This is a genomic window from Agromyces sp. H66 (assembly GCF_004959775.1).
GTDB lineage: Bacteria > Actinomycetota > Actinomycetes > Actinomycetales > Microbacteriaceae > Agromyces.
Map to the genome: position 1 here is coordinate 296118 of NZ_SJZG01000004.1, position 18267 is coordinate 314384.

Genomic DNA, 18267 nt, shown 5'->3' on the forward strand with positions numbered 1-18267 from the left:
CTGATAACGTGGTTCTTCGGTTCGGGGCTCTCCGAGACATCCCGAACCATGCACCTCTAGCTCAATCGGCAGAGCAACTGACTCTTAATCAGTGGGTTCAGGGTTCAAGTCCCTGGGGGTGCACGGCGGCCCCGAACCTCTCGCCAGGTTCGGGGCTTCTTCATGCCTGCGGGCCGCCGGGGCCGGGTGATCCATCACCTCGTCACCGCTGCACGCGCACACCCTTCGAGCGAGCCTGTGTGAATGCAGGGTCATCCGGTGCGGGGCGCGATCAGTCGGCGGTGACGTCGTTGCCGAGCGCGCGCAGCGCCCGCTGCGCCGACCCCCCGAGGTTCCACTCGGTCGCGAGGCGCTCGACCTCGGCGAGGTGGGCCGCGTCGAGCGGCCGGATGCGCGCGTCGAACTCGCCGAGCTCGAGGTCGCGCACGACCTCGACGACGGTGGGCGCGACCGCGAGGTAGTCGGCGGCGCCCGTGAGCTTCGAGCGCATGCGCTCGGACAGCGGCGCGGCCGGGTCGGCGGCAGCTGCCACGAGCGCGTCGAGGTCGAGGAACTGCTGCAAGAGGCTCGCCGCCGTCTTCTCGCCGATGCCGGAGACACCGGGGAGGCCGTCGGAGGTGTCGCCGCGCAGCACCGCGAAATCCGCGTACTGGGCGGGAAGCACGCCGTACTTGCCCACGACCGTCACGTCGGTCACCACTTCGAGCCTGCTCATGCCGCGTGCCGTGTAGATGACCCGCACGTCGCGTGCGTCGTCGACGAGCTGGAAGAGGTCGCGGTCGCCCGTCACGACATCGACGGGCATGCTCGCCTGCGTCGCGAGGCTGCCGATGACGTCGTCGGCCTCGTGCTGCGGCGCACCGATGACGGTCACGTCGAGCGCCGCGAGCAGCTCGCGGATCATCGGCACCTGCGCCTCGAGCGGGTCGGGGACCTCCTCGACGTCAGGGCCGGCGGGCACGACTTCGGCGACGCGATGCGCCTTGTAGCTCGGGATGAGCTCGACCCGCCAGTGCGGGCGCCAGTCGTCGTCCCAGCACGCCACGAGGTGCGTCGGCTCGAAGTCGGCGACGAGCCGGGCGATGATGTCGAGCAACCCACGCACGGCGTTCACCGGGGTGCCGTCGGCCCGCCTGATCGAGTCGGGCACGCCGTAGAAGGCGCGGAAGTACAAGGAGGCGGTATCGAGGAGCATCAGTCGGTCGGCCACATGGCGATCCTGTCATGGACCGCCCACGCCGGGCGACGGGCTGCGCCGGCCGGGTCGGATGCCGCGGGCCTCAGTAGTCGGTGACCGCCGTGATCCCGCCGTCGACCACGAGCTCGTGGCCCGTGATCCCCGCCGCTCGGGTCGAGGAGAGGAACACGCACGCGTCGGCGACCTCCCGGGGCCGCACCGGGCGACCCGTCGGCGCGCGGTCGTTCCAGCGTGCGACGCCCTCGGGCCACTGCGTCTCGAGGCCGTTCCGCCAGAGGAGCCCCGGCGACACGGCGTTGACCCGGATGCCGTGCGGCGCGAGCGCCACGGCAGCGGTTCGCGTCAGCGAGCGGAGGGCCGCCTTGCTGCTGCCGTAGTGCGCCTGATCGGGCGTCGCGCGGTCGGCCGAGATCGAGGTGATGTTCACGATCGAGCCGCCACCGTGCGTTGTCATCGCACGCGCGGCGTGCTGCATGCAGAGGAACGGCGCCACCACGTTGAGCCGGTGGGTCGACATCCAGTCGTCCGCCGTGAGGTCGAGGAACGGCTTCGCGGGGTAGGCGCCGGCATTGTTGACCAGGATCGTCGCGCGGCCCGCCGCCGACTCCGCGAACATCCGCTCGAGGTCGCGCTCGTCGGTGAGGTCGCAGCGCACCGTGTCGGGTGCGACGCCGGCCTCCGCCGCGATGCGTTCGGCGAGGGCCGCGACGTCGTCCCGGGGCGAGCGGTGATGCAGCACCACGTGGGCTCCGGCCTGGGCGAAGCGCATCGCGATCTCCGCGCCGAGGCCGCCCGCGGCCCCCGTGACGAGCACGGTCCGTCCCTCGAACTCGCCGCTCATGACGCGCTCCTAGCAGCCGATCTCGTACGGACCGGCGTTCGCGTCGGCCGGGTGCCAGTCCGCATGCTGGAAGCCCTCGAACCGCGCACCCTCGAGCAGGCAGACGTCGCCGAGCGAGATCTCGTAGAACTTGACGTGCGTGTAATCGTCGAAGAGCCGGTAGACGGGCATGCAGACCGGACTCTGGAACTGCTGCCCCGTGAGTACGTCGCGGTGCTCCTCGATGAAGTCGCGGTGGCCGGCGCCGACGACGAAACCGAGGTGCTCGAGGCCCATGCGGTACACGCGCTGGTGGAAGGGCGGGATGAGTTCGATGAGCGGGATCGAGAGGCCCTCGCCCACCTCGATCGGCTCGGCCAGCACGATCTTCGAGATCGGCCGCCCGTTCCACACGTTCTCGAGGTTCGATGTCGCGTACGCCTCGATGGCGTCGCGGGCGAGCACGTAGTCGTGCCAGGTCGGGACCCGGATCGCGAGGTGGCTGAGCGGGTACCCGCCGGCCTCGATGCCGAGCTCGGCGCAGCGGGCGACCTGCTGCGCATGGAATGCACGGGCGGCCTCCTCGAGTCGGCCGCGCTCGGCCAGTCCGGTGCTCCACGTCATCGTGTCCACTCCTCTTCGGGTTCGGGGAATCCGACCTCACGATACGTCGCGCGGACCCCGTCGAGCAGGGCGACCGACATATGAGCGCGATCGCGCGTATCTGCGCAGCGCCTGCGCGATGCGGCGCATCCCGACTCAGCCGCCCGCGGCGCCCGCTGCCAGCACCTTGCGGAAGACCACGAGCTCGCACCTCGTGGCGAGCAACGGCGCCAGCTCGGGGTACAGTTCGGCGAGCTCGCCGGTGCGCACCTCGCGGTAGCCGATGCGCGTGTACCAGTCTCGCAGGAACTCCTTCGACGGGTGGCTCCACGCGGTCGGTACGAGCAGCTCCAGCTGCATCCCGGAAGAACCGCGCTCGCGGGCCCAGCGCTCCGCGAACGCGACGAGGGCGCGACCGATGCCGAGCCCGCGACGGTCTGGGTCGGCGGCGAGCATCCCGAACTCCGCGAGGTCGTCATCGAGTGCCTGCACGCGCACGGCACCGACCACGCGGTCGCCCGCCCGCGCCGTCACGAGTTCACCGCGGCGGATCAGGGCCGCGACCTCTTCGGCGCTCGTGCGCCGCGCGCCGTCGACCCAGAGGCCGGACTCGGCCTGCTCGTACACGCCGTTCACGAGCTCGGCGAGGGCGCCGACCAGCTCGTAGTCGTCGGCGGATGCCACGGGCTCGATGCCGACGTCGAGCGCGGTCGATGGCGGGTTCGGCGAGGCGGTCACCGTTCCATTCTGACGGTCACAGCGATGCGAACAGCTCCACGCCGACGAGCCGCAGGCCCTCGTTGGCGAAGCCCGTGAAGCAGTAGAGGCCGAGCACGGCGCCCAGCACGGCCTCGCGGATCGAGCCGGTGTCGCCCAGCAGGGGCAGGGCGACGTAGCCGTTGGGCTGCCAGAGCCGGTTGAGCACCGGCACGGGCCGGAGGAACTCGGGCGGGCGCGGCACCCACGGCCAGAAGAGGCCGGGGAGGCCGCCCGTGGTGAGGAAGTCGCCCGCGAGGTGGGCCACGAAGCCGAGGGTCACCGCGAGCGGGAACCACGCGACCTGGTCGGGGGCGACGAGCACGATGAACGCGCCCAACAGCGCGCCGAGCAGCCACGCCGCCGCCCACGAGCGCACGAAGTCGCGTGCCTTCAACCCGAAGCTGGTGAGCGCCGCAGTGCCGATGCCGGTGCCGATCGCGACCGCCCCCAACGGCTCGATCACCGGGGTCACGAGGGTGAGCGCCCACGCGCCCGCCGCGACGAGCGCGACGGCGACGGTCGAGTGGGCGCCCTGCCGGTGCCCGCCCGAGAGGAGCCCCACGGTGCCGGTGGCGAGGCGGCCGAGCACCGGCACCGAATGCGCGATGGTCGCGCTGTGGTGGTCGGCGTCGGGCAGGAGCGCCGCGCCCGCGCAGACCGCGGTGCCCGCGAGCACGCCCACCGGGTCGAGCGGGTAGGCGCCGAGGGTGATGATCGGCATGGTGCCGGTGATCGCGATCCACGCGGCGGCGCCGCTCGTGGCATGCGTGACGCCCATCATCCGGTGCGGTCCTCCTGGTTCGGTCGGCGGCTTGCGATCGACCAGTATGCCGGTCCCCGGCGACACCCGCTCAGTCGTCGAACCCCCTGGCCACCAGCGCCTCGCCCATCGCATCGGCCGTCTGCAGTGACCGCACCACGACCGGCACGGCGACGGCACGAAGCGATCCCTCGACGCCGCGCGCCCGGCGGGCGTCGAGCACCGCCCGCACGATCTCGGTCATGAGCGGCACCGCGCGGATCGTCATCGCCAGCACGATGCCCACGCGCTCGGCATCGACCCGCCGACCCAACGGGCGCAGCCCGGCGCGCACGGCGTCGAGGATGGCCGACACCCGGGTCGTGAGGGTCACGAGCGCCGCGAGCGCGACGCATGCCGTGACGCGCAGCGACATCTCCAGCGCCGTCTCCCATCCCGAGAACAGGGCGTTCAGGGGCGCTGCGATGAGGAGAATCCACAGCACGGGCACGAGCTGCGCCACTGCGTCGCGCGGCGGAATCGCCGCGACCGCGAAGCCGAGCAGCACGAGCGCGAGCGCGATCAGCAGCATCCACCACTCGGGGAGCAGGGCGATGACGACGACGGATGCCGCGAGCCCCACGAGCTTGGCACCTGCGCCGAGCCGGTGCAGCGGCGAGGTGCCGGGTCGGTACGACCCGATCATCGGATGAGGCTCCGGTACGCGCCGAGCGCGTCCGCGGGCGCGCCGTCGGCGACGATGCGGCCGCGCTCCACCACCAGCACGCGATCGAACGACTCGACCGACTCGAGCCGATGCGTGACGAGCACGAGCTGCTGGTCGAGCTCGGCGAAATGCCGTTCGACGAGCTGGGCGTTGCGGGCGTCGAGCAGCGTGGTCGGCTCGTCGGCGACGACGATCGCGGGCTCCGCGACGAGCACCGCGGCGAGGGCCAGCAGCTGCTTCTGCCCGCCCGAGAGGCGATGCGCCGGACGGTCGGCGAGTTCGGTGAGCCCGAACCGGTCGAGTGCGCGATCGACGCGCGCCGCGACATCCGCTGCATCGAGCCGAAGCCGGCGCAGCGAGAACGCGACGTCCTCGCGCACCGTGGGCATCACGATCTGGTTGTCGGGGTTCGTGAACACGAACCCGACACGGCGGCGCACCTCCCGGCCATGGCGCGCGACGTCGAGGCCGTCGACGAGCACTCGCCCGGCGGTCGGAGTCACGAGTCCGTTGATCAGCCGCGCGAGCGTGGACTTGCCCGAGCCGTTCGCCCCGATCACGCCGATGCGTCGCTCGGTGAGCCGCAGCGAGACGTCGACGAGCACGTCATCGCCGTCGTAGCGATGCGTGACGTGCTCGAAGACGATCTCGCTCATCAGGCGTCGGTCGCGGCCGTCTCGGTCGAGGGCGCGGCGGCCCGCGCTCGGCGCCACGGCCACGACTTCTCGGCGATGAGTCCGGGCCAGGCGCGGTGCACGCCGGCGGCCACGAGGGCTGCGACGACGGCCTTGACGGCGTCGCCGATGAGGAAGGGCAGGCTGCCGGCGGCGATCGCCGCTCCGATGGGCATGCCGGTCACCGCGGCGAGCCACGGGATGCCCACGAGGTAGACCGCGAGGATGCCGCCGACCGCCGTCGCGACGAAAAGCGTCCAGAACCGCTGGCGAGGGGTGAGCCGCTCGGCGAGCCAGCCGATCACGAGGGCGCCGAAGATGAAGCCGAGCAGGTAGCCGCCGGTCGGCCCGACGAGCACGCCGAGTCCGCCAGTGCCGTTCGCGAGGATCGGCAGGCCCGCGAGGCCGAGCCCGACGTACACGGTGACGGCGAGCGCACCCTTGCGCGCGCCGAGCACGGCGCCGGCGAGCATGACGCCGAGCGTCTGCAGGGTGATCGGCACGCCGATGCCGATCGGGATCGCGCCGGGCAACGTCAGCGCGGCGATGAGGGCGGCGAAGACGGCGATCTGCGCGAGGTCGCGGGCGGAGCTGCGCACGGCGGTACGGCCGGTGGGAGTCTGGGCGACGGTCATCGTTCCCCTTGGGTTCGTGGGCGTTCGAGCCGAAGGGCTCGTGAACTCACGCTACGAAGGGCGGGGGAGCGGCTTCTCGATCCGGCCGTACAAGAATCGGCGACGGATTTTGGAACGCGGATGCCGCGGCCCCGACTCGCGGCTCCCGCGCGATGAAGCTGTCCGCGAGGCCCAATCCGACGCGACGCATCACGCGGAGCGGCGGCCTCGTCCGCCGAAGTGCCGCCGACAGCGTGCCTGGTACGACTCGATGCCGCCGACGTGCTCGGTGGTCGCGATTCGAGCGTCCGCGATTTCGTCGGCGACGACGCGCTGATGGAATGCGGCGTCCTGCCCGCAGACAGCGCACACGGCGGTGAGCTTCGTCACGTCCTCGGCGAGCGCCATGAGCGACGGGAGGGGTTCGAAGGGGCGGCCGTCGAATGTCACGCAGAGACCGGCGACGACCACCGACATCCCGGTGAGCACCAGCCTGTTCACCGCTGGGACGAGTTCCGGCCCGAAGAACTGGGCCTCGTCGATTGCCAGGAGGTCCAACTCGCGATCGCCGACGAGGTCCACCAGCGACTCGACGTCGGGCACTGACCGGGACGCGATGCTGAGCCCCGAGTGCGAGGCCACCCAGCCCGCGGCGTGCCGATCGTCGAGCGCGTGGTTGGCGACCTCGACGGCGAGTCCGGCAAGTTGCGCGCGGCGCACCCGCCGCAGCAGCTCCTCGGACTTGCCGGCGAACATCGGCCCGCAGACGACCTGGAGCCGGCTGTTCGGGTTCCTGGGCATGGGTCAGAGCCGGCGCCCGAACCTCAGGCGGCGCGGACCTCGAGGTCGGACGACTGGCCGATCGACGGCAGCGACGCGGCATCCGTCTCGGTGTCGTCGGCGACGACCGGGTCGGCCCACACGACGAGGGGGGCCGGCACCCAGCTGAGGGCGAGCGGCTCGTTCTCGGCCGGCACCACGACGGCGACGGACTCGCGCTCGTCGAGCACCGTGCGGGTGAGCTCGGCCGCGATCTGGTGCGTGAGCATCGCGTGGAAGATCTGGTCGGTGTCCTGCTCGGTGCGACGCACGAGCGACCAGGCGCCGCCCGGACCGATGAACTCGCTGAGCTTCGCATTCAGCAGTTCGAAGAGGTGTTCGCCACGCAGGTCCGCCGCGGTGGGGCGCGGCGCAGTGGCGGCGGCGTGGGCGGAGGCCTGGGCTGCGAGCCTCGCTCTGCGCCAGCGGCGGAACATCGGTGACCCCTCTCGGTGGCGTTCGGGCCGTGCGGTTCGGGCCGCACGGTCGGTCTCTTTCAGTCTCGGGCCTCGACTCGCGGATCGCGGCTGACACGCCGCGTTCGCCGGCTTGCGCGGCGAAGGTCGGAGCGCCGACGGTCGGAGCGGTGGCGAGGACCTTCGGCGAGCCTGCTACTCGCCGAGCTCGGCGCGCTTGGCCTCGTCGGCGACGGTGCCGATCGCGATGGCGAGGCTCGCGGCCCAGGCGACCCACATCAGGATGAGGCGCCAGTCCCGCGGGCCGGCGATGGTGGCCTTGACGACCCCGATGGCGCCGAAGATCGAACTGATCACTGCTCCGCTGAAGAGGTACTTGCGCATGCGGCAACGCTACCCGCTCGCCTCCGACGACCGGGAGCGCCGACTGGGAGTCGACCGTGAATCTGCCCGATCGGTCAGAGTCTGACCGATCGGTCAAGTAGGCTCGCAGACATGCCCACCGATGCCCCCACGCCGTCACGCGTGCGCGCGAGCGACGAGCTCCGCCAGGTCGCCCTCGAGCAGTTCTCGACCATCGGATTCGCCGCGAGTTCGCTGCAGCACATCGCCGATCAGGCCGGATACTCCAAGTCCAGCGTGCTCTACCACTACTCCTCCAAGGAGGCCCTGCTCGAGGCGGCCATCGGCCCCGCGATCGACGCCCTCGAAGCGCTGCTCGGCGACTTCGTCGCGAGCGGCCGCTCCGTCGAGGCGCGCGCGGAGTTCATCGAGCGGTTCGTCGACTTCCTCCTCGGCAACCGGCTCGCGGTGCACACCTTCGTGAACCAGGGCCAGTCACTGCCCGGCGTCCCCGTGATCGAACGGGCGAACACGGCGATCCGCGGCCTCGCCGACTCGATCTGCGAAGCGGATGCCCCGCTCAGCGAGCAGATGCGCTTCGGCGTCGCGCTCGCCGGTGCGGCCTACACGCTCGTCGCGGGCGCCACGTTCCTCGAGCAGGGCCGGCGCGCCGAGGCCGACGACGCCGACGTCCGGGCCGCGCTGATCTCCGTGCTTTCCGAACTGCTCATCCCGGCCGACGGCCGCACGACCCGATAGGCCGCGCCATGGCACTGCTCCTCCACCGGATCGGACGATTCGCCTTCCGACGGGCGTGGCTCGTCATCATCGCCTGGGCCGTGGCCCTCGCCGCCCTCCTCGGGGCCGGCATCGGCCTCGGCGGCCAGCTCCAGGAGTCCTACGCCATTCCGGGCACCGAGTCCCAGGACGCGATCGACCAGCTCGCCGCCGTGTTCCCGCAGACGTCGGGCGCCTCGGCGAAGGCCGTCGTCGAAGCGCCCGACGGGGCATCCGTCGAGTCCGGGTCCTACCGCGACGCGATCACCGCCATGGAGGGCGAGCTCGAACAGGTCGACGGCGTCGCGAGCGTGCTCGGGCCGTTCGACGAGTACGCGGGCGACCAGGTCTCGGGCGACGCGCGCACCGCGTACATCCAGGTGCAGTTCGACACCCCGACGACCGGCGTCACCGACGACTCGATCGACGCCGTGGTCGCGACCGGCGACATCGGCCGGGACGCGGGTCTCACCGTGGCGTTCGGCGGCGAGGTGTTCCAGGACACGACCTTCGGCCTCACCATCACCGAGGTCTTCGGCGTGCTGTTCGCCGGCGTCGTGCTGCTCATCACGTTCGGGTCGCTGCTGTCGGCCGGGATGCCGCTCGTCACCGCCCTCGTCGGCGTGGGCGCGACCTTCGGCGGCATCTCGCTCGTCGCGGCATTCGCGACGGTCTCGAGCACGGCGCCGATGCTGGCCGTCATGATCGGCCTCGCCGTGGGCATCGACTACGCCCTGTTCATCCTGTCGCGGCACCGCACGCAACTCGCGCGCGGGCAGGATCCCGAGGCCAGCGCCGCCGAGGCGGTCGCCACCGCGGGCGGCGCCGTCGTCTTCGCGGGCCTGACGGTCATCATCGCGCTGCTCGGCCTCCTCGTCGTGGGCATCCCGTTCCTCAGCGTCATGGGCATCGCCGCGGCGTTCGCCGTGCTCATCGCCGTGCTCGGCGCCGTCACGCTCCTGCCCGCCCTCCTCGGCGTGTTCGGGAAGCGGCTCATCCCGAAGCCCGGCAGCCGCGCCCACCGTCGTGCGAACGCCGACGACGACCGCGGCAAGCACACCATGGGCCGTCGCTGGGTCGACCTCGTGCTGAAGGCGCCCGTCGTGTTCGTGGTGCTCGTCATCGGCCTGCTCGGCACGGCGGCGATCCCCGCCGCCAGCCTCGACCTGAACCTGCCGAGCGGGGCGTCCGAACCCGAGGGCTCCACGCAGCGCGAGGCCTACGAGATGATCGAGAACGGCTTCGGGCCCGGCTACAACGGCCCGCTCATCGTCACCGTCGACATCACGCAGACGACCGACATCTTCGACGACCTCGACGCCGTCGGCGCGCGCATCGACGAGCTCGACGGCATCGCGTACGTGGGCAAGGGGCTGCCGAACGAGACGGCCGACACCGCCATCATCCAGGTGATCCCCGAGAGCGCCCCCGACGCCCCCGAGACGAAGGTGGTCGTCGAGGAGATCCGTGACCTCGCGCCTGAGATCGCCGCCGACTACGGCACGCCGATCGCCGTCACCGGCTACACGGCCGTGACCATCGACATCTCGAACCGCCTCAACGACGCGCTCGTGCCGTTCGCGCTCATCGTCGTGGGGCTGTCGATCCTGCTGCTGCTCCTCGTGTTCCGGTCGATCTTCGTGCCGGTCAAGGCCGCGCTCGGATTCCTGCTCTCGGCGTTCGCCGCCATCGGCGCCACGGTCGCCATCTTCCAGTGGGGCTGGTTCGCCGACCTCCTGCACATCCAGCCCGGGCCGATCCTGAGCTTCCTGCCGATCCTGCTGCTCGCGGTGCTGTTCGGCCTCGCCATGGACTACGAGGTGTTCCTCGTCTCCGGCATGCGCGAGGAGTTCGTGAAGACCCGCGAACCGCGCGCGTCGATCGTGCACGGCTTCCAGCACGCCGCGCGCGTGGTGACCGCCGCCGCGCTCATCATGTTCTTCGTCTTCTTCGCCTTCGTCCCCGAAGGTTCGGGGGTCATCAAGGGCATCGCGTTCGCGCTCGCCGTGGGCGTCGCCTTCGACGCGTTCCTCGTGCGCATGACGTTCGTGCCCGCCGCCATGGCGCTCGCCGGACGCGCGGCCTGGTGGCTGCCGACGTGGCTCGACAAGCGGCTGCCCGACGTCGACATCGAGGGCGAGGGGCTCCGCTCGCACCTCGAGCGGGCGGAGTGGGCCGCCGGGCGCCCGGCCGCCGTCAACCTCGACGACGGCATGTTCGGCCTCCCGGATCGGCCCATCGGCCCGCTCACGGTCGACGTGCCCGCCGGCGGCGTGCTCGTCGTGCGCGGCGAGGCGGTCGACCGCCGGGTCGTGGCCGCCACCCTCGCCGGTCGGCTCGCACCCGTATCGGGCCGTCTCGCGGTGCTGGGGCATCCGCTGCCCACCGCGTCGAAGGCCGTCATGCGCGGCGTCGCCATCGCCGAACTGCCGACGGATGCCGCGACCGGCGGCAGCGTGGGCGAACTCGTGGCCCGCCGCCTCGACGCCACCGGCCCGTGGTACCGCGTCGCCCCGTCGAACCGCGTCGTGCGGTCGTGGGTCGAGCGCGCCGCCGACGCCGCCGGACACGGACCCGACGGCCCCCGCTTCACCGTGGACACCCCGATCGCCGCCCTCGGCGCCGAGGCCCGCGCGCTCGTCGCCGTCGCCGCAGCGCTCGCCGAGCGTCCGAAGGCCGTGTCGATCGACCTCGACGACGACCCCGGCTCGGCGAGCGTCGAGCTCTGGCGCGCGCTCGCGCGTCTCGTTCCCGCATCGGTGACGATCATCGTCGGACTCGGCGCGTCGGCCGTGGCACCCGATGCCGCCCCCGAACTCGCCGCACGCGGCATCCGCACCATCGAACCCGTCTCGTCCCTGCAGGAGGTCGCCCGATGAGCACCAAGCTCTCCCGGCTCTTCGGATCCACCCCGTCCCAGCGCCGCGTGCGCTACGGAATCCTGGTCGCCGCCGTCGTCGCCGTGCCGCTCGCCGTGGCCGGCCTCGTCTCAGGCGCGTTCGTCGGCGCCGACGACAACATGGAGTCGATTCCCGCGGTCGTCGTGAACAACGACGAGATGGTGACCCTCTCGCTGCCCGACGGCACCGAGCAGCCCGTGCTCGCGGGCCGCCTGCTCGTGACCGAGCTCACCGACCCCGACACCGCGGGCTTCGACTGGACGATCTCGAACGACGAGGAGGCCGCCGAACTCCTGGCCGCGGGCGACGCCTACGCGGTGCTCACGATTCCTGAGGACTTCTCGGCCTCGGTGACGTCGCTGTCGGGCGACGAGCCCACCAAGGCGAACCTCGACATCCGCACCGACGACGCGCACGGGTACCTCGCGGGCTCGGTCGCGCAGTCGGTGGGCGACGCGATGACCACGACGTTCGGCCGGGAGCTCACCCAACAGTACCTCGAGGGCTTCTACGCGAACCTCGCGGCGCTCGGCGGCTCGCTCGGCGACGCCGCCGACGGCGCGGCGCAGGTCTCGTCGGGCGTCGGCTCGCTCGCGGGCGGCCTCGGCGAGCTCTCGAACGGCGTCGCGCAGTCCGCCGCCGGGGCGACCGAGCTCGCGAACGGGGCGACCGCCTACGCCGACGGCGTGGCGCAGTACACGAACGGCGTCGACGGCATCGCCGGCGGCCTCGGCGAGCTGAACGCCGGTGCGGCGGGCCTCGACGGGCTCTCCGACGGGTGGGACCAGTACGTCGGCGTCATCTCCCAGGTCTCGGGTCAGCTCACCGGTGCCGTCACCGAGCTCGACGCGTACCTCGCGGCGAATCCCGAGATCCTCGAGCAGTACCCCGACCTGGCCACCTACCTCGGCTACGTCGACCAGGTCGAGCAGGGCGTCTCCCAGTTCGCCACGGGCGGGCAGACGCTCGCGGCCGAGACCCGCTCCGCCATCGACGGCATCCAGGGCGGCATCTCCGGCCTCGCCGGCGGCGCCGCGGAGCTCTCGGCGGGCTCGGCCGGTATCCGCGACGGCGGGTACGGCATCGCCGGCGGCGTCGGCGAGCTCGCCGCAGGACTGAACCAGCTCTCCAGCGGTGCTGCGGATGCCGCGGGCGGCGCCACCGAGCTGGCGGGCGGCGCAGCCGCGCTCGCCGACGGCCTCGCCACGGGTGCCGAGGAGGCGAAGGCGCTCACCGACATCGACGCGGAGGCGACCGCCGACGTCGTCGCCGAACCCGTCACCTCGACCACCGAGCGCGACAACGAGATCGGCACGATCGGGGAGGTCATCGGCATGCTGTTCGCGCCGATCGGGCTGTGGCTCGGGGCGATGGCGATGTTCCTCGTGTTCCGTCCGTTCGGGCGCGAGGCGCTGCGGAGCACCGCATCCACGGGCGGTCTCGTGGTCCGCACGCTCACCCGCGCCGGCGCGGTGGCCCTCGCGCAGGCGGTCGCGGTCGTGCTGCTCCTGCACGGTGCACTCGGCGTCGCCTGGACGCTGCTGCCCCAGACGTTCGCCTTCGCGGCGCTGCTCGCACTCGCCTTCACCGCCGTGCACGCCTTCCTCACGGCGTGGCTCGGACGGGCCGGCATGCTCGTCTCGCTCGTGCTCGTGGCGCTGCAGCTCGCGGCATCCGGCGGGCTCTACCCGATCGAGGTGCTGAGCGGCCCGTTCCAGGCGATCAGCCCGTTCCTGCCGCTCACCTGGGCAGTGCAGGGCATGCAGCTCATCGTGGCCGGCGCCGGCGGCGCCGCGGTTGCGACGGCAGCGGGAATGGTGGCGCTGTTCGGACTCGTCGGCGTCATCGGCACGGCCGTCGTGGTGGGCCGACGGCGGGGCATCCGCTCGATCGGCCTCGCCGCGACCGCGCTCGGGTGACGCCGGTCGGCGACTCGCCGACCGGCGGTCAGTCCTCGTGCCGGTGGCCCGGGAGGATCGCCTCGATCGCCCGTCGCGACTTCGTCACGACGCGGCGTCGACGGGTCGGCCGGGTGTGCCGGCGGGCGAACTCGAGGGTCTCGCGGAGCAGCTCCAGCCGTTCGCGCTCGCTCTTCGCCTTGCGCGTGTTGACCTCGGCGACGATCGAACCGGTCCAGCCCCGCGCGGTGAGCATCTCGAGCACCTCGGCGACGGGTTCGTGGCCGTGACCCGGCAGCAGGTGCTCGTCGAAGATCTGTCCCTCGCCGATCGCGCCCGATCCGTCGCACAGGTGCACGTGCCGCAGGCGGTCGCCGAGGTCGTTCGCGAACTGCAGGCTGTCGACGCCCGAGAGCGCCGCGTGCGAGAAGTCGAGCGTGACCGCGTCGCAGTCCATGATGCGCGGGTCCCAGCCGGGCGCGTAGGCCTTCATGTTCCGCCCCGCCGCGCGCCACGGGAACATGTTCTCGACGGCGATCTCGACGTCGTACTTCTCCGAGATCTCGCGGACGATGGTGAGGAAGTTCGACGCGTACGTCGACTGCCAGCGGAACGGCGGATGCACCACCACGCTCTCGGCGCCGACCGCCGCCGCGAGCTCGGCGGTGCGGTCGAGCTTCACGCGCGGATCCCGGCCCCACACGAAATGCGTGAGCAGCAGCACGGGCGCGTGGATCGAGAGGATCGGCAGCGAGTAGCGACGCGAGAGCTCGAGCAGCGGCTCGGGCTGCTGCGTCGACTCCTCCTGCGTGACCATGATCTCGATGCCGTCGTAGCCCGCGAGCTTCGCGAGTCGGAAGGCGTGCTCGGGCTCGAGCGGGTAGACGCAGGTGGTGCTCATGCCGATGCGGATCATCAGACCGCAGTCTATCCGCGGACCCTGAGGGTCGGCGGGGGGCTGTTAGCCTGAACGGAGCGCGAGGAGGAGGGACATCCGCCACATGCACGCCCCCGGACCTGAACGCGACGAGCTCCATGTCGAGCACGCCTACGACATGATCGTCGTCTCGAACCGGCTCCCCGTCGACTACCAGGCCGGTCCGAACGGCGAGACCGAGTGGAGGAGCTCGCCCGGCGGACTGGTCACCGCCCTCGAGCCCGTGATGCGGGCCGCCGACGGTGCCTGGGTCGGATGGGCGGGCGTCGCCGACCGCGAGTTCGAGCCGTTCGAGCACGACGGCATCTCGATCATCCCGGTGCCGCTGACCGAGTCCGAGCTCCAGGAGTACTACGAGGGATTCTCCAACGACACGCTCTGGCCGCTCTACCACGACGTGATCGCCCCGCCCTCGTTCCACCGGGAATGGTGGGACGCCTACGTGCGCGTCAACCGGCGGTTCGCCGAGGCCGCCGCGCGGGCGGCCTCCGACGGCGCTGTCGTGTGGGTGCACGACTACCAGCTCCAGCTCGTGCCCCGGATGCTGCGCGAGAGCCGTCCCGACCTCGTGATCGGCTTCTTCAACCACATCCCGTTCCCGGCCTACGGCATCTACTCGCAGCTGCCGTGGCGGCGCCAGGTCATCGACGGGCTGCTCGGGGCCGACGTCATCGGGTTCCAGCGCGCCGCCGACGCGGGCAACTTCTCGCGCGCGGTGCGGCGCCTCTTCGGCTACACCACGCGCGGCACCGTCATCGACGTGCCCGACAACCGACGGGAGGGCGAGACGCGACGCGTGGTGGCCCGCCACTTCCCGATCTCGATCGACGCCGCCGGCTTCGAGGAGATCGCCCGCCGCCCCGAGATCCAGGAGCGTGCGCGCGAGATCCGGGCGAGCCTCGGCGACCCCGAGACGATCATGCTCGGCGTCGACCGCCTCGACTACACCAAGGGCATCCGGCACCGCATGAAGGCGTTCGGCGAACTGCTTCGCGACGGGCGCCTCTCCGTGCAGAGCGCCACCCTCGTGCAGGTCGCGAGCCCGTCGCGCGAACGCGTCGAGACGTACCGCCAGCTCCGCGACGAGATCGAGCTCATGGTCGGCCGCCTCAACGGCGATCATTCGACGCTCGGCCACCAGGCCATCGCCTACCTCCACCACGGCTACCCCCGCGAGGAGATGGTGGCGCTCTACCTCGCCGCCGACGTGATGCTCGTCACGGCGCTCCGCGACGGCATGAACCTCGTCGCGAAGGAGTACGTCGCCTGCCGGTTCGACGACGACGGCGTGCTCCTGCTCAGCGAGTTCACCGGGGCGTCCGACGAACTCCGTCAGGCCGTGCTCGTGAACCCCCACGACATCGAGGGCCTCAAGGACGCCATGGTGGAGGCGGTGCGGATGCCGAAGCGCGAACGTGCCCGTCGCATGCGCGCCCTCCGCAAGCGCGTGCGCGACAACGACGTCGCCAACTGGTCGGCGACGTTCCTCGAGACGCTCACCGGCGCCGGGATCATCCAGCCGGGCGTGCCCGACCCGCTGCGCACCGCGCTCGGGCGCATCGCCGAGACCGAACGGCTCCTCGTCGCGCTCGACTTCGACGGCACCCTGGCCCCGCTCGTCGATCGGCCCGAGGACGCCCGGGCGACCGAGCGTGCCCGCTCGGCGATCCAGCGGCTCGCCGAGGCCGACGACACGCGCGTGGCCATCGTGTCGGGCCGCGCCCTCGCGAGCCTCGGCGAGGTGGCCAGCCCGCCCGACGGCACGCTGCTCAGCGGCTCGCACGGCGTGGAGCTGCAGCTCGACGCCGGCGAGGTCACGATCGACCTCCGCGACTCGGAGTTCGCGCGGCTCCAACAGCTCGCCGACATCCTCGAGGAGGTCGCCGCCGGCGCCGAAGGCGCCTGGGTCGAGCGCAAGCCGGCCGGGCTCGCACTGCACACGCGGCAGCTCAGCTCCGCGGCCGGCACCGCGCTGCAGCAGGCGGCGCGCCAGCGCGTCGAGTGGGAGGTGCAGGGCATCACGATGCGCGCGGGGAAGTCGGTGCTCGAGTTCTCGGTGCGGACGAGCGACAAGGGCGAGTCGCTCACACGGCTGCGCCAGCACGTCGGCGCGACCGCCGTCATCTACGTCGGCGACGACGTCACCGACGAAGACGCGTTCGCCGCGCTCGACGCGGAGGACGTGGGCGTCAAGGTCGGCCAGGGGAAGTCGATCGCCACCCACCGGGTGCGCAGCCCCGAAGACGTCGCCACGCTGCTCGAGGTGCTCGCCGACGCCAGGGACAGCGCGCGCGAGGCCGTCGCGCACTGGTCCTAGACTCGGATGCATGTCGGAGTTCGATCCCAAGCCCCGTAGTCGCGTCGTCACCGACGGCATCGAAGCCACCACGAGCCGGGGCATGCTCCGCGCCGTCGGCATGGGCGATGCCGACTGGGACAAGCCGCAGATCGGCATCGCGAGCTCGTGGAACGAGATCACGCCGTGCAACCTCTCGCTCGGGCGCCTCGCACAGGCCGCCAAGGAGGGCGTGCACGGCGGGGGCGGCTACCCGCTGCAGTTCGGCACCGTCTCGGTCTCCGACGGCATCTCGATGGGCCACGAGGGCATGCACTTCTCGCTCGTGTCGCGCGAGGTCATCGCCGATTCGGTCGAAGTCGTCATGCAGGCGGAGCGCCTCGACGGCTCGGTGCTGCTCGCCGGCTGCGACAAGTCGATCCCCGGCATGCTGATGGCCGCCGCCCGACTCGACCTCGCCTCCGTGTTCCTGTACGCCGGCTCGATCGCGCCCGGCTGGGTGCGCCTCTCGGACGGCACGGAGAAGGACATCACGATCATCGATTCGTTCGAGGCCGTCGGCGCGGTCAAGGCGGGGAAGATGAGCGAGGAGGACGCCAGGCGCATCGAGTGCGCGTTCGCGCCCGGCGAGGGTGCGTGCGGCGGCATGTACACCGCCAACACGATGGCCTCGGTCGCCGAGGCGCTCGGGCTGTCCCTGCCCGGGTCCGCGTCGCCCGCGGCCGCCGACCGCCGACGCGACTACTACGCCCACCGCTCGGGCGAGGCCGTCGTCAACCTGCTGCAGCAGGGCATCACCGCGCGGCAGATCCTCACCAAGAAGGCCTTCGAGAACGCCATCGCGGTCGGCATGGCCCTCGGCGGTTCGACCAACATCGTGCTGCACCTGCTGGCGATCGCCCGCGAGGCCGACGTCGAGCTCACGCTCGACGACTTCAACCGCATCGGCGCGAAGGTGCCGCACGTGGGCGACCTGAAGCCCTTCGGCAAGTACGTCATGAACGACGTGGACCGCCGCGGCGGGCTGCCGGTGCTCATGAAGGCGCTGCTGGACGCGGGGCTCATGCACGGCGACGCCCTCACCGTCACCGGGAAGACGCTCGCCGAGAACCTCGCCGAGATGGACATCCCCCCGCTCGACGGTGAGGTGCTTCGCAGCCTCGACGACCCGATCCACGAGACCGGCGGCCTCACCATCCTGCACGGCTCGCTGGCGCCCGAGGGTGCGGTCGTGAAGACCGCGGGCTTCGACGCCGCGACGTTCGAAGGGCCCGCCCGGGTCTTCGAGCGCGAGCGCGCCGCGATGGACGCGCTGACCGCCGGCGAGATCACGCACGGCGACGTCGTGGTGATCCGCTACGAGGGCCCGAAGGGCGGCCCCGGCATGCGCGAGATGCTCGCCATCACGGCGGCCATCAAGGGGGCAGGCCTCGGAAAAGATGTACTACTCTTGACTGACGGTCGATTCTCAGGCGGCACAACCGGCCTGTGCATCGGCCATCTGGCACCCGAAGCGGTGGACGCAGGTCCCATCGCCTTCGTGCGCGATGGTGATCTCATACGGGTCGATATCGCAGCTCGTTCCATCGACCTACTGGTCGACGATGCCGAGCTGGCTGCCCGCCGTGAAGGCTGGGCTCCGCTTCCTCCGCGCTATACCCGTGGCGTCCTCGCGAAGTACTCGAAGCTCGTGCGTTCCGCCGCCGAAGGCGCCACGACGGGCTGAGTGTCGCGCCTCCCGCACACCG

17 protein-coding genes and 1 tRNA gene are annotated in these 18267 nt (G+C 71.7%); 6 read left to right on the forward strand and 12 right to left on the reverse strand.

Annotated elements, in window-relative coordinates:
• The first annotated feature begins 50 nt into the window (after positions 1-50).
• Positions 51-123: transfer RNA gene (locus tag EZM51_RS09510), tRNA-Lys, on the forward strand.
• 148 nt (positions 124-271) lie between these two features.
• On the opposite strand, the gene EZM51_RS09515 is transcribed toward EZM51_RS09510, so the two are convergent.
• The 11 genes from EZM51_RS09515 to EZM51_RS09565 form a co-directional block, all read right to left on the reverse strand.
• On the reverse strand, positions 272-1210 hold the full coding sequence (locus tag EZM51_RS09515) for a 5'-3' exonuclease H3TH domain-containing protein (protein WP_248305558.1): 939 nt from the start codon (positions 1208-1210) through the stop codon (positions 272-274).
• Between the two features lie 70 nt (positions 1211-1280).
• Positions 1281-2039, reverse strand: a complete 759-nt coding sequence (locus tag EZM51_RS09520; protein WP_136708010.1) for an SDR family oxidoreductase — start codon at positions 2037-2039, stop codon at positions 1281-1283.
• 9 nt (positions 2040-2048) lie between these two features.
• The gene (locus EZM51_RS09525) at positions 2049-2642 is read right to left on the reverse strand and encodes a VOC family protein (protein ID WP_136708011.1); all 594 of its coding nucleotides are present in this window, start codon (positions 2640-2642) and stop codon (positions 2049-2051) included.
• 135 nt (positions 2643-2777) lie between these two features.
• On the reverse strand, positions 2778-3359 hold the full coding sequence (locus EZM51_RS09530; protein ID WP_248305559.1) for a GNAT family N-acetyltransferase: 582 nt from the start codon (positions 3357-3359) through the stop codon (positions 2778-2780).
• Positions 3360-3375: 16 nt separating this feature from the next.
• A complete protein-coding gene (locus EZM51_RS09535) occupies positions 3376-4161 on the reverse strand; it encodes a metal-dependent hydrolase (RefSeq protein ID WP_169053853.1) in 786 nt (261 codons plus the stop codon).
• Positions 4162-4231: 70 nt separating this feature from the next.
• Positions 4232-4825 carry an energy-coupling factor transporter transmembrane protein EcfT gene (locus EZM51_RS09540; RefSeq protein ID WP_136708013.1) on the reverse strand — a complete coding sequence of 198 codons (594 nt, stop codon included), beginning with the start codon at positions 4823-4825 and terminating at the stop codon, positions 4232-4234.
• Complete coding sequence (locus EZM51_RS09545; protein ID WP_136708014.1) at positions 4822-5502, reverse strand: ATP-binding cassette domain-containing protein; 681 nt, start codon at positions 5500-5502, stop codon at positions 4822-4824. The genes EZM51_RS09540 and EZM51_RS09545 overlap by 4 nt, the downstream gene beginning before the upstream one ends.
• Positions 5502-6155 carry a biotin transporter BioY gene (locus EZM51_RS09550; protein WP_136708015.1) on the reverse strand — a complete coding sequence of 218 codons (654 nt, stop codon included), beginning with the start codon at positions 6153-6155 and terminating at the stop codon, positions 5502-5504. The genes EZM51_RS09545 and EZM51_RS09550 overlap by 1 nt, the downstream gene beginning before the upstream one ends.
• A 189-nt stretch (positions 6156-6344) precedes the next feature.
• Positions 6345-6935 carry a thymidine kinase gene (locus EZM51_RS09555; protein WP_136708016.1) on the reverse strand — a complete coding sequence of 197 codons (591 nt, stop codon included), beginning with the start codon at positions 6933-6935 and terminating at the stop codon, positions 6345-6347.
• Between the two features lie 23 nt (positions 6936-6958).
• Positions 6959-7390, reverse strand: a complete 432-nt coding sequence (locus tag EZM51_RS09560; RefSeq protein WP_136708017.1) for a hypothetical protein — start codon at positions 7388-7390, stop codon at positions 6959-6961.
• A 174-nt stretch (positions 7391-7564) separates the two neighbouring features.
• Positions 7565-7753 (reverse strand): hypothetical protein, encoded by a 189-nt coding sequence (locus tag EZM51_RS09565; RefSeq protein ID WP_136708018.1) that lies wholly within the window; start codon positions 7751-7753, stop codon positions 7565-7567.
• A 111-nt stretch (positions 7754-7864) separates the two neighbouring features.
• On the opposite strand from EZM51_RS09565, the gene EZM51_RS09570 reads away from it, so the two are divergent.
• From EZM51_RS09570 to EZM51_RS09580, 3 genes are read left to right on the forward strand one after another with little or no spacing between them, the layout of a single operon-like run.
• Entirely contained in the window at positions 7865-8470 is a 606-nt protein-coding gene (locus EZM51_RS09570; RefSeq protein WP_211195872.1) for a TetR/AcrR family transcriptional regulator, read from the forward strand.
• A gap of 8 nt (positions 8471-8478) precedes the next feature.
• Entirely contained in the window at positions 8479-11367 is a 2889-nt protein-coding gene (locus EZM51_RS09575; RefSeq protein WP_136708019.1) for an MMPL family transporter, read from the forward strand.
• Complete coding sequence (locus tag EZM51_RS09580; protein ID WP_136708020.1) at positions 11364-13307, forward strand: YhgE/Pip family protein; 1944 nt, start codon at positions 11364-11366, stop codon at positions 13305-13307. The genes EZM51_RS09575 and EZM51_RS09580 overlap by 4 nt, the downstream gene beginning before the upstream one ends.
• Positions 13308-13335: 28 nt before the next feature.
• Here the strand turns inward: EZM51_RS09580 and EZM51_RS09585 are convergent, their stop codons facing one another.
• Positions 13336-14202, reverse strand: a complete 867-nt coding sequence (locus tag EZM51_RS09585) for a sugar phosphate isomerase/epimerase (RefSeq protein ID WP_136708021.1) — start codon at positions 14200-14202, stop codon at positions 13336-13338.
• A gap of 85 nt (positions 14203-14287) precedes the next feature.
• On the opposite strand from EZM51_RS09585, the gene EZM51_RS09590 reads away from it, so the two are divergent.
• Both EZM51_RS09590 and ilvD read left to right on the forward strand, forming a co-directional pair.
• Positions 14288-16540 carry a bifunctional alpha,alpha-trehalose-phosphate synthase (UDP-forming)/trehalose-phosphatase gene (locus EZM51_RS09590; protein ID WP_136708022.1) on the forward strand — a complete coding sequence of 751 codons (2253 nt, stop codon included), beginning with the start codon at positions 14288-14290 and terminating at the stop codon, positions 16538-16540.
• Positions 16541-16550: 10 nt separating this feature from the next.
• Entirely contained in the window at positions 16551-18245 is a 1695-nt protein-coding gene (ilvD, locus tag EZM51_RS09595) for a dihydroxy-acid dehydratase (protein ID WP_136708023.1), read from the forward strand.
• The last annotated feature ends 22 nt before the right edge of the window (positions 18246-18267 follow it).

Coding starts and splice junctions, on each gene's coding strand:
- EZM51_RS09545 (WP_136708014.1), bottom strand. CDS start 5,502: ATGAGCGAGATCGTCTTCGAGCACGTCACGCATCGCTACGACGGCGAT.
- EZM51_RS09520 (WP_136708010.1), bottom strand. CDS start 2,039: ATGAGCGGCGAGTTCGAGGGACGGACCGTGCTCGTCACGGGGGCCGCG.
- EZM51_RS09565 (WP_136708018.1), bottom strand. CDS start 7,753: ATGCGCAAGTACCTCTTCAGCGGAGCAGTGATCAGTTCGATCTTCGGC.
- EZM51_RS09580 (WP_136708020.1), top strand. CDS start 11,364: ATGAGCACCAAGCTCTCCCGGCTCTTCGGATCCACCCCGTCCCAGCGC.
- EZM51_RS09585 (WP_136708021.1), bottom strand. CDS start 14,202: ATGATCCGCATCGGCATGAGCACCACCTGCGTCTACCCGCTCGAGCCC.
- EZM51_RS09550 (WP_136708015.1), bottom strand. CDS start 6,155: ATGACCGTCGCCCAGACTCCCACCGGCCGTACCGCCGTGCGCAGCTCC.
- EZM51_RS09570 (WP_211195872.1), top strand. CDS start 7,865: ATGCCCACCGATGCCCCCACGCCGTCACGCGTGCGCGCGAGCGACGAG.
- EZM51_RS09555 (WP_136708016.1), bottom strand. CDS start 6,935: ATGCCCAGGAACCCGAACAGCCGGCTCCAGGTCGTCTGCGGGCCGATG.
- EZM51_RS09540 (WP_136708013.1), bottom strand. CDS start 4,825: ATGATCGGGTCGTACCGACCCGGCACCTCGCCGCTGCACCGGCTCGGC.
- EZM51_RS09575 (WP_136708019.1), top strand. CDS start 8,479: ATGGCACTGCTCCTCCACCGGATCGGACGATTCGCCTTCCGACGGGCG.
- EZM51_RS09535 (WP_169053853.1), bottom strand. CDS start 4,161: ATGATGGGCGTCACGCATGCCACGAGCGGCGCCGCCGCGTGGATCGCG.
- ilvD (WP_136708023.1), top strand. CDS start 16,551: ATGTCGGAGTTCGATCCCAAGCCCCGTAGTCGCGTCGTCACCGACGGC.
- EZM51_RS09590 (WP_136708022.1), top strand. CDS start 14,288: ATGCACGCCCCCGGACCTGAACGCGACGAGCTCCATGTCGAGCACGCC.
- EZM51_RS09560 (WP_136708017.1), bottom strand. CDS start 7,390: ATGTTCCGCCGCTGGCGCAGAGCGAGGCTCGCAGCCCAGGCCTCCGCC.
- EZM51_RS09525 (WP_136708011.1), bottom strand. CDS start 2,642: ATGACGTGGAGCACCGGACTGGCCGAGCGCGGCCGACTCGAGGAGGCC.